Below are 14,692 nucleotides of genomic sequence, written 5' to 3'. Positions count from 1 at the left end.
CTCGCTCGCGGTATCCGGGCTGACTTATTTCCAGATGACGACAAGGCACTGTCCACGGGTTTCCGGAAATCCGATTTCGGGCGTGGGGAGTGCGAGGTTGCATGGAAATCGATCGAGCTTATCGGTTTATCGGTCATCGCGGCGTGACCTTCGATGTCATCGAGTTCACTGTCAGGGCCGATAACTGCTGCTGGCTCAATACGCTGCATATTCCGACAGCGGGCCGACATCAATATCGCGTGGTCGGCAAGGTGAAGGAGGTGTACGAACGGATGCAGGCCGGGCAGTTGCCCTGTGTGATGGCGGTGGTGGTTTCATTGCCGTTGACGCGCGAGCAGGGGGATGCTCTGAACTCACAGCGCTGGACAGTCGCTGCTCTGGTGTCGGCAGGGGGGGCTGCAGTCACCGGGACGTTCGCCCCGGCGTTGGTAGTTGGTGCGGCAAAGATGGGCACATTCGCTTTTGTCTCCGACCGTCTGCCAACGTTTCACGCGGGGGATGTCTTGGTATCAGTCGAGGCCAAGGTCCAGGGCGGTATTGGTCCGCAACGCAGTTCTACTTCCCTGTTACTGAAAGCTGGGGTTGACCATGTCGTTCGATGATCTGCTGCAGCCGATTTTGATCATGATCGTCTGGTGGACACTGGATCGCTGGACCGTATCACCCTGGCGCGGATGGGTAGGGCTGGCCCTTCTAGCGGGTGGCTTGGCCAGCTTTTTCTGGACCGAAATGTGGAGAGTTTTTGGTCACGAAATAATCATGTGGAAGTCAACCGCTGTATCTATCGGCATTTTTCTCATGCTGCGCAGCAACCGGCATGTCGACAAGTCGTAAGCATCACTGGGAGAGTGGGTCAGCTTGTGACAAGGCCGCCGCGCCTTCAGGATGACGATACGGCGGCCTCGAGCTGAATTTATCGTCCCAACCGCATCGGCCAGCCCACCACCTTCTTCACCCGTGGCGTCGCATAGGTGCGCACTTTCGACGTGCTCAACCCCAGTCGCACCAGCGATTCGGCGATGGTCACCGCCGCACTCACGCCATCGACCACCGGCACGCCGGTACGCTGGCGAATATGCTCGTCAAGCCCGGCCATGCCGCCGCAGCCCAGGCAGATCACCTCGGCCTTGTCGTCACGCACGGCGCGCTCGGCCTCTTCGACGATGGCCTCCACGGCGCGCTGCGGATCAGCTTCCAGTTCCAGCACCGCCAGGCCGCTGGCCCGTACCGAGGCGCAGCGGTCATACAGCCCTGACAGCTTCAGGCGATCCTCGATCAGCGGCACGGTGCGGTCCAGCGTGGTGACCACCGAATAGGCATGGCCCAGGTACATCGCGGTGCTGGCGGCGGCATCGGTGATGTCCACCACCGGGACATTGAGCAGCTCCTGCAAACCTTCGCGCCCATGCTCGCCATAGCCGGCCTGGATCACGGCGTCGTAGGGCTGGTCGTAGGCCAGCACCCGATCCATCACGGCGATGGCGGCCAGATAGCTCTCGAAGTTTCCCTCCACCGACTCCGCGCCGAACCAGGGCGTCAGCCCGACGATCTCGGTACCAGGCGCTGCAACGCTGCGTGCCTGTTCGGCGATGGCCTCGGTGATGGCTTCGGTGGTGTTGACGTTGGCGATCAGAATACGCATGAACGAATGTCCCTTGATCAATGGCTGCTGTGGTCGACGGCGATGGCTTCGCCGCTGACGTCGAGGTATTGGCGATTGCGCGGCGCGATGAGCAGGTAGAGTGCGGCCGCGGTCCCTGCGCCGATCAACCAGGAGAACGGCGCGACACTGTGGAAGTGCGGTACCAGTGCCAGGACGATGGCCAGCAGGGCCGATGGAATGAAGGCCGCGACCGCGCGCAGGTTGACGCCGCGGGAGTAGTGATAGGCACCGGCCGGGTTCTCGCTGTACAGCTCCGGCACGTTGATCCGGCCTTTGCGCAGCAGCCAGTAGTCGGACATGATCACCCCGTACAGCGGGCCGAGCAGGGCGCCCAGGCCAGACAGGAAGTACACGATCACCAGCGGGCTGTTGTACAGGTTCCATGGCAGGATCAGCACCGCCACGGTGGCGCTGATCAGCCCGGCACGACGGAAGTTCAGGTGGCGTGGCGCCAGGTTGCTGAGCACGAAGGCCGGGGCGACGAAGTTGGCCATGATGTTCACCGCGACGGTGACGATCAGGAAGGCCAGGCAACCCAGCACCAGGAACAGCGTGTTGGGGATGGTGGCGACGATCTGCGTCGGGCTGTCGATTACCTGGCCGTTGATCTGGAACTGTGCGCCACACAGCACCACAGTGATCACCGCAAATACCAGGATGTTCACCGGCAGGCCCCAGAAGTTGCCGACGCGGATGGTCCGCCGGCACGGCGAGGAACGGGCGAAATCGCAGAAGTTGAGCACCAGGGTGCCGTAGATTGCCAGCCACAGCGCGCCGCCGGCAAAGATGTTGCGCCACATCTCGTAGCCGGTCAGTGGATCGGCCACCGACCAGGCGATGCGCGCATCGTTCTTGAAGAACATCCAGGCGGCGAGGCTCGCCACGGTCAGCAGGATCACCGGCCCGGCGAAACCTTCGTAGCGGCGCACCATCTCCATGCCGTAGGCGAGGATCACCAGTTGCACGATCCAGATTGCCACGAAGCACACCCAACCCAGGCTCGATAGCCCGAGAATACTGTCGTGGTCATAGGCGGCAACCTGTGGCCACACGGCGGTGAGCAGCACGCGTAGCACCACCGAGGCCAGGTAGGTCTGGATGCCGAACCAGGCGATGGCGATCACCGCGCGGATCAGCGCAGGAATCTGTGCGCCATGGATACCAAAGGCGATGCGGCTCATGACCGGGAACGGCACGCCGGTCTTCTGGCCCATGTAGCCGGAGAGGTTCATGAAGAAGTACACCAGCACAGCACCGATCGCCAGGGAGACGAGAATCTGCCAGCCGCCAAGGCCCAGAGCGAACAGCCCCATGGCGAAGGAATAATTGGCGATGTTGTGCACGTCGTTGGTCCACAGCGCGAAGATGCTGTAGCCACCCCAGCGGCGGCCCTCGATGCGGGTGGGCGCCAGGTCCCGGTTGTGCAGACGTGGGCTCAGCTCGTACGGCCCGGCGGGATTTTCCAGCGTGGTGGCGGTGGGGCTGGTGCTGGCAACGGAAAGTTCAGGGGCAAGGTCGAGACTGCTACTCATTCCGGCGGCTCCTGATGCGCTAGGACTGCGATGAGGCGGGCTTGCGCACGGGCTCGCCTTCTCGTCTGTGCAGCATTGGCATCACTGGGTTCTGGGCGCTAGCGGCCTGCGGGGCAGGCGCTGCGTGTTCTTGTGTATTTATGTTTTGTTCAAGTTGTATACAAAACACAAGTTCACTCAAGCCAGTTCCATGCCAGAGAGGGCACAGTTTCTGAGTTGCTATTACTTTGACTTTCTCCTTTTTTTTTCTAACGTTATGAAAATAAAGAACTATAAGTTGACCATTTGATCAGTATTTATTTTGCATTCACTTATTAGTTGATTTTAGAGTCAATTTTTATCGGCTTTCCGGTGTAACGTGTTGGGGCATGTCCGTAACCAGTGCACACAAAAATGGCACTCTAGGTGACATTCTTGTGTACAAGTCTTGGGTCATGCCATCGGCGGCAGGCGCCGCTTGACCGGTGTCTTCTTGATGATCGCGGTGTTGGTCTCGGCGAGGGTGTTGAGCCGGTCAAGAAGGGTGTCCAGCTGTTCCATCGAGCGCACATGCAGGCGGGCGATGAAGCAGTCCTCGCCGGTAACCTTGTCGCATTCGGTGAACTCGGGAATGGCAACGATCTGCCGCTCGACTTCCTGCAATTGCCCCGGCAGCGGCCGGATTCGCACAATGGCCTGTAACTGGTAACCGAAACAGCGTGGGTCGATTTCCACGGTGTAGCCGCGCAGCACGCCGCGTTCTTCCAGGCGGCGCAGCCGCTCGCTGACGCTGGGGGCGGAGAGGCCGCTGATCTGCGCCAGGGCCTTGAGCGAGCGGCGCGAATCCTCCATCAGGGCATTGATCAGCAGTTGGTCGATATCGTCGGTCATACTTGCCTCGTGAGGTAAAAGTGTAAAACTGCCTTGATAGTAAAGGCGATTGGTGATTCTGGCCTTGTTTATCCGCTGGAGTGCCAATATCCGCGCCAGCATACTGTTGCCATCTTCGACAGGAGGCATGAGATGGACAGTTCGATTCGTCGCGGCTCACTGGAAATGGTTGCCGCCATGCTGATATCCGGCACCATCGGCTGGTTCGTGCTGGTGTCCGGGCAGCCGGTGCTGGATGTGGTGTTCTGGCGTTGTGTCCTGGGCGCTGGCACCTTGCTGCTGATCTGCGCGTTCATGGGCTTTCTCAAGCCCGGCATCCTGACCCGCACCACTTTTCTGCTGGCGGTGCTCAGCGGGGTCGCCATCGTTGGCAACTGGTTACTGCTGTTCGCCTCCTATTCACGGGCCTCGATCGCTATCGGCACCGCCGTGTACAACGTCCAGCCGTTCATGCTGGTGGGCCTGGCGGCGGTGTTTCTCGGTGAGCGGATCACCGCAGCCAAGCTGACCTGGCTGGGGCTGGCCTTTGTCGGCATGCTGGCGATCGTCAGCGCTCACGGGCAAGGGCAGGGCGGCGATGAGTACCTGCTGGGCATTGGGTTGGCATTGGGGGCGGCGTTGCTCTACGCCCTGGCGGCTTTGATCATCAAGCGCTTGAGCGGGACACCGCCGCACCTGATTGCCTTGATCCAGGTAAGCACCGGGGCACTGCTGCTGGCGCCTTGGGTCGGGTTCGGCGGTCTGCCGGCAGCGCCTGCCGCGCTGGGTAGCCTGGTGACACTGGGGGTGGTGCATACCGGGTTGATGTACGTGCTGCTGTACAGCGCCATCCAACGCCTGCCCACGGCGCTGACCGGCGCCCTGTCGTTCATCTACCCGATCGCCGCGATCCTGGTGGACTGGGTGGCGTTCGGTCATCGCTTGGCGCCGCTGCAGTGGTTGGGCGTGGCGCTGATCCTGCTGGCGGCGGCAGGGATGCAGCAGGGGTGGTGGTTCAGGTCGCGCAGGGCGGCCCCGGCCTGACAAAGCAGGTAGAATGACGGTTTTTCGCTATGCGGCCCGCCATGACCTCCCCGATTCACACCCTGGAGCAGCACCTGCTCACCGCCCTCGACCCCGCGCCTGTCGAAACCCGTCGTTTGTTCCACGGCCGTGGCCGCTGCTGGCCGGGCCTGGAGCAGATCACCGTCGACTGGCTCGACGGGGTGCTGCTGGTCGCGCTGTTCCGCGAGCCGCCCGATGGCCAGTTGGCCGAACTCGAGGCGATGCTGCGCGCCCTCGCCGAGCGCCCGCAATGGAGCGGCCAGGCGATCCTGCTGCAGCATCGCTACCTGCCCGACAGCCCGGGCCAGTGGCTGCTCGGCGAGCCCTGCCAGCAGCGCGAAGTGATCGAGGACGGCTTGAAGTACCTGCTGGACCTGGGGGTGCGGCAGAACAACGGCCTGTTCCTGGACATGCGCTACGGCCGCCGCTGGGTGCGTGAGCAGGCGGCGGGCAAGCGGGTGCTGAACCTGTTCGCCTATACCTGCGGATTCTCCGTGGCAGCCATTGCTGGAGGCGCGCAGCAGGTGGTGAACCTGGACATGGCCAAGTCGGCACTGTCGCGTGGGCGTGAGAACCATCGCCTCAATGGCCACGATGCTTCATGTGTCGCTTATCTCGGGCATGAGCTTTTCAAGTCGTGGGGCAAGGTGCGCAAGTACGGCCCGTACGACCTGATCATCATCGACCCGCCGACCTTCCAGCGTGGCAGCTTCGTGCTCACCCAGGACTACGCCAAGATCCTGCGTCGTCTACCTGAGCTGTTGAGTGAAGGCGGGACGGTGCTGGCTTGCGTGAACGATCCGGCGATCGGCCCGGAGTTTCTCATCGACGGCATGGCGCAGCAGGCGCCGCAGCTGGTCTTTGTCGAGCGCCTGGAGAACCCGCCGGAGTTTCCCGATGCGGACCCGCAGGGCGGGTTGAAGGCGCTGGTGTTCCGCCAGCTGGGCTGAACCCGAGGGGGTCGGGTTCGGCCCGATGGCGATCAGTATTCGGACAGCGAAAACTCGGTCAGGCAGAAGGTTGGAACGCCGGCAGCTTGCAGGCGGCGCGAGCCTTCGAGTTCGGGCAGGTCGATGATCGCTGCGGCCTCGAACACCTTGGCCCCGGTACGTCGCACCAGGTTGGCGGCCGCCAGCAGGGTGCCGCCGGTAGCGATCAGGTCATCGAAGATCAGCACTGAATCGCCATCGCATAGGCTGTCGGCGTGCACTTCCAGGAAGGCTTCGCCGTATTCGGTTTGATAGGGCTCCGACAGCACGTTGGCTGGCAGTTTGCCCTGCTTGCGGAACAGGATCAGTGGCTTGTTCAACTGGTGGGCGATGATCGAACCGATGAGGAAACCGCGTGCGTCCATGGCCCCGATGTGGCTGAACTCGGCTTCGACATAGCGCTCGATGAACCGGTCGGCGACATAGCGCAGTCCGCGTGGCGACTGGAACAGCGGGGTGATGTCACGAAAGATCACACCTGGCTTGGGAAAGTCCACTACCGGGCGGATCAGGGCTTTGAGGTCGAAGGTGTCGCTGTGCATGGGGCGGGTATCCTGGAAAAACGTGGCGTCAGTATACCTTGCCAATCAATCCGCCACGTGCCCGGTTCTGGCGCTATTCCTTCGGCGATGCTTCATACCATTTGAACATATCGAAATGAACCGAACCTGCGAGCGTCGAGTGGAATTCGATTGCATCCAGCTCTCCCGGCAGATTCACGTGTGTGAGATCGCCAGGAGCGCCTCCATCGTAGATGACCACGGTATCGCCGTTGAAGACTTTGATCTGGACGAATGTAGTAAAGTTGCCAGGTGTCAACTTTTTGAGTTCGAAATCCAATGGGGTGTCAGGGTGCTCGATGGCAAAGTCCTCTTCGGTATAGTCGGTCACGACGTAATAATTCCATTCAAGATCTTTCACCTTCATGCCGAAGTCGATGCGCACGACGCTATCATCGCCGACCACGAGTTCTTTATTGCCCACTCTATCCAATTTTGCTTCCATGATCCCTGAGTCCTTGGCGTGCTTGCCACGCCGCGGCAAAGAAAACCAATGCGTTGAGTATTTGGTGGTCTTGTACTGGACATCGGTTTGGAAGACCATAAATTTCGATGATTCGAAGCTTTCAGAGGTCTTGACGGTGATCATTGTGGTACTTCCCTTTTGGATAAGCTGCAAGGATCATTTCTCGATCTCTAGCTTCTGGCAACTGACAAAGTTGATAGTTGGCTGTCAGGGAAATATGTGCTGCGGAGGGGCAAAAAAATCGAGTCCGCAGCGGGACTCGATTTGTTTCAAGTAATGGCAGTCTGCGCTTGAGCTTCAGACCTCCATCGCACCACCAGCCAGCGCACACAGCTGGATCGGGTCGAGGATGTGCACTTCCTTGCCTTCGGCCTTGAGCAGGCCGTTCTGCTGGAAGCGGGTGAACACGCGCGACACGGTTTCCACCGCCAGGCCCAGATAGTTGCCGATTTCGTTGCGCGACATGCTCAGGCGGAACTGGTTGGCCGAGTAGCCACGAGCGCGGAAGCGTGCCGAGAGGTTGACCAGAAAGGTGGCGATGCGTTCGTCGGCGGTCTTTTTCGACAACAGCAGCATCATCTGCTGGTCGTCACGGATCTCGCGGCTCATCACCCGCATCAGTTGGCGGCGCAGTTGTGGCAGTTGCACGGAGAGCTCGTCGAGGCGTTCGAAGGGGATTTCGCAGACCGAGGTGGTTTCCTGGGCCTGGGCCGACACCGGATAGGCTTCGGTGTCCATGCCCGAAAGCCCGACCAGTTCGCTGGGCAGGTGGAAGCCGGTGATCTGTTCTTCGCCCGCATCGCTGAGGCTGAAGGTCTTGAGGGCGCCGGAGCGTACAGCGTAGACCGAGCCGAAATTGTCACCCTGGCGGAACAGGAACTCGCCCTTCTTAAGTGGCCGGCCGCGTTTGACGATTTCATCCAGTGCGTCCATGTCTTCAAGATTGAGCGACAGGGGCAGGCACAGGGGGGCCAGGCTGCAATCCTTGCAATGGGCCTGGCTGTGGGGGCGCAGTTTGACTGGCTCGGACATTTCTTTCGATCCTTGTGATAAAGCACACATAAGCTGTAAGGGTAACCTACAGCTGGATTAGAGGCCAGCCTGCACTTTTTTGGTGCGGCTCGGCGGCGATCTGCGCAGGTGGGCGCGGATGCCTTCGACCATCCATGGTGTGCCTGACAAAGGCGAGCTGTCCATGCGGTGTAACGTCCCGGCAAATCGACTAGATGACCCGGGAAAATCGCTGGCGATTCTGCAGTGCCAGGTAGGCATCGAACACCATGCATACCGAGCGCACCAGCAGGCGGCCGGCCGGCAAGACCTTGATGCCTCGCGTGTCCAGCGTAATCAGGCCATCTCGCTGCATGGCCTGCAGTTGCGGCCAGACCTCATGGAAATATCCGCGAAAGTCCAGGGTGAATGCCTGCTCGATCTGCTCGAAATCCAGTTCGAAGTGGCAAATCAACTGCTGGATCACGGCCCTGCGCACACGATCATCCTGGTTGCACAACAGGCCGCGCTGGGTCGCCAGTTGGGCGCTGGAGAGGGCGTCCTGGTAGGTGTTCAGGTCGCTGCTGTTCTGGCAGTAGAGGTCACCGATCTGACTGATGGCCGAAACGCCCAGCCCCACCAGGTCGCAATGACCGTGGGTGGTGTAGCCCTGGAAGTTGCGCTGCAGGGTGCCTTCTTCCTGGGCGATGGCCAGTTCATCGTCGGGCAGGGCGAAGTGGTCCATGCCGATATAGCGATAGCCGGCGGCGGTGAGTTGCTCGATGGTGTTGTGCAGCATCTCCAGCTTGACGGCCGGGGCCGGCAGCTCGGTGGCGTCGATGCGTCGCTGGGGCATGAAGCGTTCGGGCAGGTGCGCGTAGTTGAACACCGACAGGCGGTCTGGCTGCAGGCGAATCACCTCCTCGACGGTGCGTGCGAAACCTTCCGGGGTCTGGCGCGGCAGGCCGTAGATCAGGTCGAGGTTCACCGAGCGGAATTGCAGGGTGCGTGCAGCTTCGACCAGGGTGCGAGTCTGTTCCAGGCTCTGCAGGCGGTTGATCGCTCGTTGCACGGCCGGGTCGAGGTCCTGCACGCCGAGGCTGACGCGGTTGAAGCCCAGCTCGCGCAGCAGCCCCATGGTCGACCAGTCGGCCTCGCGCGGGTCGAGTTCGATCCCGTAGTCGCCGGAGTCATCGTCCAGCAGGTTGAAGTGCTGGCGCAGGCTGGTCATCAGTTGGCGCAGTTCCACATGGCTGAGGAAGGTGGGGGTGCCGCCGCCGAAATGCAGTTGTTCGACGCGTTGCTTGGGGTCGAGGTGGCAGGCGACCAGCTGGATTTCCTGCTCCAGGCGTTGCAGGTAGGGGGCGGCGCGGGCGCGGTCCTTGGTGATGACCTTGTTGCAGGCGCAGTAGTAGCAGATGTTGGCGCAGAACGGCACGTGCACGTACAACGACAGCGGGCGCACCGCACGGCGGCTCTCGCGCAGGGCGTGCAGCAGGTCGAACGAGCCCACTTCGCCATGCAGTTGCACAGCGGTCGGATAGGAGGTGTAGCGTGGTCCGGCCAGATCGTAGCGACGGATCAGGTCGGCGTCCCAACGTAGGTCGTCGAGCATGTGGGCAGTCCCCGGATAGAGCAGCAGTGCCCGGAGTCTAGATATATCTGTAGTAAGGGGGCTTGACCTGTATCAAGCTGCTTGATTGAGGCAGGACTGTAACGTGATGGCAACTCGCTGAATTGGAGGTGATATCGTATCGCCATTTCGCAATGGTCGTTTCGATGGTCGAGGCAGTTTGGCCGATGCGGTTACACCACAGTAACAGGGAGCGGTAGTGCATGTCGGTAGATGGAATGAATGTGCCTGTGGACCTTCCACCGGGAGGTTTTTACGCCCAGCTGGACAAAATAGATGCTATTCAGGACTACGCTCCCGGGCGCAGATGTGCAAGGTTCGTGGGTATCTCGCCGAGTGACTTCAGTTCTGGTGCATTTCTTGGAGAGTCGGGTTGCCAGACGTATATTCTCGATGTTTCCTCGAAGGTTTTGGCGAAAGCGATGCGCTTCCCAGCGTTCAACCCTATCCCTAACCGGGCGTTGCCAGACGGGGCCTTCGACGTCCTGGAGGACTTCTGGTTCTACATCAAAATAGAACCGTCTACCGAGATCACCGACAGTTATGCCTATCCTGCCTTCACCGAAGCCAGTGCTTCCTACTTCAATGTGATGACTGTACAGATCGTGGGCGGGCTGAAGTTGCCGCTCCTTGAGGCGAGCCATCCAGAACACAAGGTCGTGCGTGCTAGCCGTGCAACGCTATCGGCTTTTCATGTTGGACAAGGCATGTGCTCGCTATACAGCTACGGGGATCAGCGTTATCTGCTGGATGCCGGCGCAGGCACACCGATCAAGCGTGAGGTGTATCGACGGCGCCGGTTTCAGGATGGCACGCCGTTCATCAACGAACTGCGCACCGCTCTAGGGGAGAACGAGGTGATCGTGATCATTTCCCATGCAGATTCTGACCACTGGCGTTTACTGGAGTGGGACCTCGATTTGCTGAATCAGGCGAAGGTGATCTATTTCCCGATGGGTGTGACTAACCTGATCAGCCGCTCGAAGCAATTGATGGGCAAATTGCAGGCGTTGGCCGATCACACTTTCCGTTTCGATTCGGTAAACGCATTGAGCGTCTACAGAACGTCCCGTGCCAACACCGACAACAATGGCTCCGCGTTGGTGGCTGAAGCCAAGTGCAATGGTCGCAATGCATTGGTTCCGGGTGATTATGTCTATGAGCGGATCAAAAGTGATTCGGGGGCCGACCTTGCAGCGTTGGCCCATCAGGCCTACCACGCGGTAGTCGTTCCTCATCATGGGGATAGCGCAAGCTCACGGGAGGTTCCGACTGCCCATAAGTCTGCAGGTCCGATTGCGTTTTTCTCTGCCGGGACTCATCCAACGTACCGGCATCCACGGCAGGTTTCCCTTGATGCACACACATTGGCGGGCTATCAAGTGGTTAACAACCCCGGATGCCCTCATATCCTGCGCCACCCACTTCTGTGACCAACCTTGCTCGCCCGCTTCAGTCAATGCCCCATCAGCCAGTGCTGGTGCGGCCCGGGCAGGGTCCACAGGCCGAACAGCATGACCATCACACCGCCCGCCAGGCGTACGCTACGCCGTCGCAGCAGGGCATTGACCCGTTCGGCGGCCAGGCCCGTGGCCAGCAGCACCGGCCAGGTACCCACCCCGAACGCCAGCATCAATGCTGTACTGTGCAGCGCATTGCCCTGGCTCGCTGCCCACAGCAGTGTGCTGTAGACCAGCCCGCAGGGCAGCCAGCCCCACAAGGCACCCAGCAGCAGGGCCCTGGGCAGGCTCGAGACCGGGAGCAGGCGCGACGCCACCGGCTGGATGTGCCGCCACAGGCCCCTGCCCAAGGCCTCGATACGGGTCAGCCCGCTCCACCAGCCAGCCAGGTACAGACCCATGGCGATCAGCAGCAGGGCCGCCACCACACGCAGCACCTGCGCCATCGGGCTGCTGGCCAGGGCCCAGCCGGCCAGGCCCAGCAGCAGGCCGGCGGCCGCGTAGCTGAGCACGCGGCCGAGGTTGTAGGCGATCAGCAGGCGCAGGCGGCGGGCGCGTTGTTCGGGCGGGATGGCCAGGGTCAGGGCACCCATCAGGCCGCCGCACATGCCCAGGCAGTGGCCGCCGCCGAGCAGGCCGAGCACCAGGGCAGAACCGAGCAAGGGGAGCAGGTCAGGCACGCGGGGCCGGATCCTTGTCGTCGGGTTGCTCGGGCGTGGTCGCTTCGGGTTTCACCGCGGCCTGGTGGCGCGGATCCTGGTCGTCGAACAGGATGCTGTGGGCAGGGCCTTCGAGATCGTCGTACTGGCCGCTGTCCACGGCCCAGAAGAAGATGTATACCGCCACGCCAACGAGCAGCAGGGCCGCGGGGATCATCACGTAGAGGGCGGGCATTGGGGTGTCCTCTTCAGACTGCAAAAGCCATGTCATGCACGATCGAACTCCTGCTCAGGCCATGACCGGACTGGGGGCAGCATTGGCCGCCTGCACTGTCGGCATACGCGTCAGGCGCAGGGCATTGAGCACCACGATCAGCGAGCTCACCGACATGCCGATCGCCGCCCACACCGGGGTGATCCAGCCCAGCGCGGCGAAGGGCAGCATGAGCCCATTGTACAGCGTTGCCCATAGCAGGTTCTCGAGGATGTTGCGCCGGGTCCGGCGCGCGAGTTCGAAGGCTTGCGCCAGGGCCTGCAGGCGGTTGGACAGCAGCACCGCGTCAGCGCAGGTCTTGGCCAGGTCGGTGGCCGAGCCCATGGCGATGCTGATGTCGGCCGCCGCCAGTACCGGGACGTCGTTGACGCCATCGCCGAGCATCAGCACCTTGCGTCCTTGCGCCTGCAGAGCCTTGACCCGCGCCAGCTTGTCGTCCGGGCGCAGGCCGCCGATGGCCTGGTCGATGCCCAGTTGCGCGGCGACTTCTGCGACCATCGGTGAACTGTCGCCCGACAGCAGCAAGGTCTGCCACCCGCGCGCCCTGCACACGGCCAGCAACTCGCTGGCATCGTCACGCAGGCGATCGTCAAGGCTGAACCAGGCCAGGGGGCCCATGCAGTTTCCCAGCAGCAGCCACTGCCCGCGTGGCTCGGGTACGGCCGGCACTTCGGCGCCGCTCAGGGCGCAGACGAAGGCAGCCTGCCCGATGCGCAGGCGCTGCTGCCCGACCTGACCTTCAAGGCCCAGGCCAGGTACGGCCTGGACATCGTCGGCAGGTTCGGCACTGCGCCCGAAAGCACGCGCGATCGGGTGTTCCGAGCGGTTCTCCAGGGCGGCGGCCAGGGCCAGGCAGCGGTCGGGTGCAAGGCTGCCCAGCGGGCGGATACTGCGCAGGGCCAGGCGTCCTTCGGTCAGGGTGCCAGTCTTGTCGAACACCACGGTGTCGATCTGGTTCAGCCCTTCGAGCACGTGGCCGCGGGTCACCAGCAGGCCAAGTTTGTGCAGGGTGCCGGTGGCCGTGGTCAGTGCCGTCGGAGTGGCGAGCGAGAGTGCGCAGGGGCAGGTCGCGACCAGCATCGCCAGGACGATCCAGAATGCGCGCTCGGCATCCAGGTGCCACCACCACAGACCGATGGCCAGCGCGGCAGCCAGGCTGAACAGCAGGAACCACTGCGAGGCGCGGTCGGCGATCTGTGCCAGGCGTGGCTTTTCCGATTGCGCGCGCTCGAGCAGGCGCACGATGGCCGACAGGCGCGAATCCTGGCCGAGGGCGTCGACCTCTACGGTCAAGGCGCTCTCGACATTGAGCGTGCCGCCGGTGACCCGGTCGCCAGCCCGTCGGGCCTGGGGCAGGTATTCACCGGTGAGCAGCGATTCGTCGATGCTCGAGCGGCCTTCGAGGATGCGGCCGTCAGCGGGAATCACGGTGCCCGGCAGGACCTGCACGCGATCGCCGCAGTCCAGCTCTGCCAGCAGGATACGTTCGGCACGGCCCTGCGCGTCGAGGCGCAGGCACGAGGCCGGCAGCAGGTTGACCAGTTGCGCAGTGGCCGCTGCCGTGCGCTCGCGGGCGCGCCGCTCCAGGTAGCGGCCGGTGAGCAGGAACAGGGCGAACATGCCCACGGTGTCGAAGTACAGCTCGCCGCTGCCGGTGATCGCGGTCCAGATCCCGGCGCCGTAGGCCAGGCCGATGGCCAGCGATACCGAGACATCCATCGTCAGGTGGCGGGTACGCAGGTCACGAGCAGCGCCTTTGAAGAACGGTGCACAGCTGTAGAACACGATCGGCGTGGTCAGGAACAGCGCGACCCAGCGCAGGATGGTGTGCAGTTCGGGCGACAGGTCGATGTTGAATTCCGGCCAGGTGGCCATGGTCGCCATCATCGCCTGGAACCACAACAGGCCAGCCACGCCGAGCCGGCGCAGCGCCGTGCGGTTTTCCCGGGCCAGTTGTTCGGCGGCCTGGTCGGGTTGATAGGGGTGGGCGGCGTAGCCGATGCCGCGCAGTTCGGCGATCAGCCGCGAGAGCGGCAGTTGCCCGTCGTTCCAGCTGACGTGCAGACGGTGATTGGACAGGTTCAGGCGCGCCTCGCCAACGCCTTCGAGATTGCGCAGATGCTTCTCGATCAGCCAGCCGCAGGCGGCGCAACTGATACCTTCGATCATCAAGGTGGTTTCGGCCAGGGTGCCCTGGTGCTGCACGAAGTTCTGCTGGACGTCGGCGCGGTCGTACAACGCCAGTTCGTCCTGCAATTGCCGTGGCAGTGCCTCGGGATTGGCGCTGGTCTCGCTGCGGTGCTGGTAGTAGTGCTCGAGCCCACCTGCGACGATGGCCTCGGCCACCGCCTGGCAGCCAGGGCAGCAGAACTGCCGGGGCTGGCCAAGCACCACGGCGCTGAAGCGGTTGCCGGCGGGGACGGGCAGGGCGCAGTGGTAGCAGGGGGTGGGTTGGGTCATTGGTGTCATACCTGACCTTGGGCAGCAGTGCAAAACCTGTGGGAGCGGGCTTGCCCCGCGATAGCGTGAGCCCAGGCAATGCTGTTGTCCGG

The 14,692-nt window shown here is 62.3% G+C and carries 15 protein-coding genes; 5 read left to right on the top strand and 10 right to left on the bottom strand.

Features of this window, described 5'->3' with window-relative positions:
• The first annotated feature begins 101 nt into the window (after positions 1-101).
• Entirely contained in the window at positions 102-602 is a 501-nt protein-coding gene (locus ACK3BK_RS17440; RefSeq protein ID WP_411382975.1) for a hypothetical protein, read from the top strand.
• Complete coding sequence (locus ACK3BK_RS17435) at positions 589-834, top strand: hypothetical protein (RefSeq protein WP_411382974.1); 246 nt, start codon at positions 589-591, stop codon at positions 832-834. The genes ACK3BK_RS17440 and ACK3BK_RS17435 overlap by 14 nt, the downstream gene beginning before the upstream one ends.
• A gap of 79 nt (positions 835-913) precedes the next feature.
• On the opposite strand, the gene ACK3BK_RS17430 is transcribed toward ACK3BK_RS17435, so the two are convergent.
• The 3 genes from ACK3BK_RS17430 to ACK3BK_RS17420 form a co-directional block, all read right to left on the bottom strand.
• Complete coding sequence (locus tag ACK3BK_RS17430) at positions 914-1,642, bottom strand: aspartate/glutamate racemase family protein (RefSeq protein ID WP_411382973.1); 729 nt, start codon at positions 1,640-1,642, stop codon at positions 914-916.
• A 17-nt stretch (positions 1,643-1,659) separates the two neighbouring features.
• Positions 1,660-3,195, bottom strand: a complete 1,536-nt coding sequence (locus tag ACK3BK_RS17425; protein ID WP_186666365.1) for an NCS1 family nucleobase:cation symporter-1 — start codon at positions 3,193-3,195, stop codon at positions 1,660-1,662.
• Positions 3,196-3,627: 432 nt separating this feature from the next.
• Positions 3,628-4,065: an Lrp/AsnC family transcriptional regulator gene (locus tag ACK3BK_RS17420; RefSeq protein WP_063545655.1), complete on the bottom strand. Its 438-nt coding sequence runs from the start codon at positions 4,063-4,065 to the stop codon at positions 3,628-3,630.
• 132 nt (positions 4,066-4,197) lie between these two features.
• Between ACK3BK_RS17420 and ACK3BK_RS17415 the strand changes: the two genes are divergently transcribed.
• Positions 4,198-5,088, top strand: coding sequence for a DMT family transporter (locus ACK3BK_RS17415; protein ID WP_186666364.1), 891 nt, complete (start codon positions 4,198-4,200; stop codon positions 5,086-5,088).
• 41 nt (positions 5,089-5,129) lie between these two features.
• Positions 5,130-6,059 (top strand): class I SAM-dependent methyltransferase, encoded by a 930-nt coding sequence (locus ACK3BK_RS17410; RefSeq protein WP_288376072.1) that lies wholly within the window; start codon positions 5,130-5,132, stop codon positions 6,057-6,059.
• Positions 6,060-6,091: 32 nt separating this feature from the next.
• Here ACK3BK_RS17410 and ACK3BK_RS17405 read toward each other — a convergent pair whose 3' ends face one another.
• The 4 genes from ACK3BK_RS17405 to hemN form a co-directional block, all read right to left on the bottom strand.
• A complete protein-coding gene (locus ACK3BK_RS17405) occupies positions 6,092-6,640 on the bottom strand; it encodes an adenine phosphoribosyltransferase (protein ID WP_411382972.1) in 549 nt (182 codons plus the stop codon).
• Between the two features lie 73 nt (positions 6,641-6,713).
• Complete coding sequence (locus ACK3BK_RS17400) at positions 6,714-7,247, bottom strand: hypothetical protein (protein WP_411382971.1); 534 nt, start codon at positions 7,245-7,247, stop codon at positions 6,714-6,716.
• Between the two features lie 174 nt (positions 7,248-7,421).
• Positions 7,422-8,156, bottom strand: coding sequence for a Crp/Fnr family transcriptional regulator FnrA (gene fnrA, locus ACK3BK_RS17395; protein WP_054894758.1), 735 nt, complete (start codon positions 8,154-8,156; stop codon positions 7,422-7,424).
• 190 nt (positions 8,157-8,346) lie between these two features.
• Positions 8,347-9,729, bottom strand: a complete 1,383-nt coding sequence (gene hemN, locus ACK3BK_RS17390) for an oxygen-independent coproporphyrinogen III oxidase (protein ID WP_186666358.1) — start codon at positions 9,727-9,729, stop codon at positions 8,347-8,349.
• A gap of 221 nt (positions 9,730-9,950) precedes the next feature.
• Between hemN and ACK3BK_RS17385 the strand changes: the two genes are divergently transcribed.
• Positions 9,951-11,180, top strand: a complete 1,230-nt coding sequence (locus ACK3BK_RS17385) for a hypothetical protein (RefSeq protein ID WP_411382970.1) — start codon at positions 9,951-9,953, stop codon at positions 11,178-11,180.
• Positions 11,181-11,203: 23 nt separating this feature from the next.
• Here the strand turns inward: ACK3BK_RS17385 and ACK3BK_RS17380 are convergent, their stop codons facing one another.
• Genes ACK3BK_RS17380 through ACK3BK_RS17370 form a run of 3 tightly spaced genes read right to left on the bottom strand, consistent with a single transcriptional unit; the run spans position 11,204 to position 14,600 of the window.
• The gene (locus tag ACK3BK_RS17380) at positions 11,204-11,887 is read right to left on the bottom strand and encodes a sulfite exporter TauE/SafE family protein (RefSeq protein WP_411382969.1); all 684 of its coding nucleotides are present in this window, start codon (positions 11,885-11,887) and stop codon (positions 11,204-11,206) included.
• On the bottom strand, positions 11,880-12,101 hold the full coding sequence (gene ccoS, locus ACK3BK_RS17375; RefSeq protein WP_186666356.1) for a cbb3-type cytochrome oxidase assembly protein CcoS: 222 nt from the start codon (positions 12,099-12,101) through the stop codon (positions 11,880-11,882). Before ccoS ends, ACK3BK_RS17380 begins: the two co-directional genes overlap by 8 nt.
• A gap of 54 nt (positions 12,102-12,155) precedes the next feature.
• On the bottom strand, positions 12,156-14,600 hold the full coding sequence (locus ACK3BK_RS17370) for a heavy metal translocating P-type ATPase (RefSeq protein ID WP_411382968.1): 2,445 nt from the start codon (positions 14,598-14,600) through the stop codon (positions 12,156-12,158).
• Positions 14,601-14,692 lie beyond the last annotated feature (92 nt).

The organism is Pseudomonas sp. L7, from assembly GCF_046605565.1.
In the GTDB taxonomy this organism is placed as follows: Bacteria; Pseudomonadota; Gammaproteobacteria; order Pseudomonadales; family Pseudomonadaceae; genus Aquipseudomonas; species Aquipseudomonas wayambapalatensis.
The sequence above is the reverse complement of the archived record's forward strand: the minus strand, read 5'-3'. Positions and strand labels throughout refer to the sequence as shown.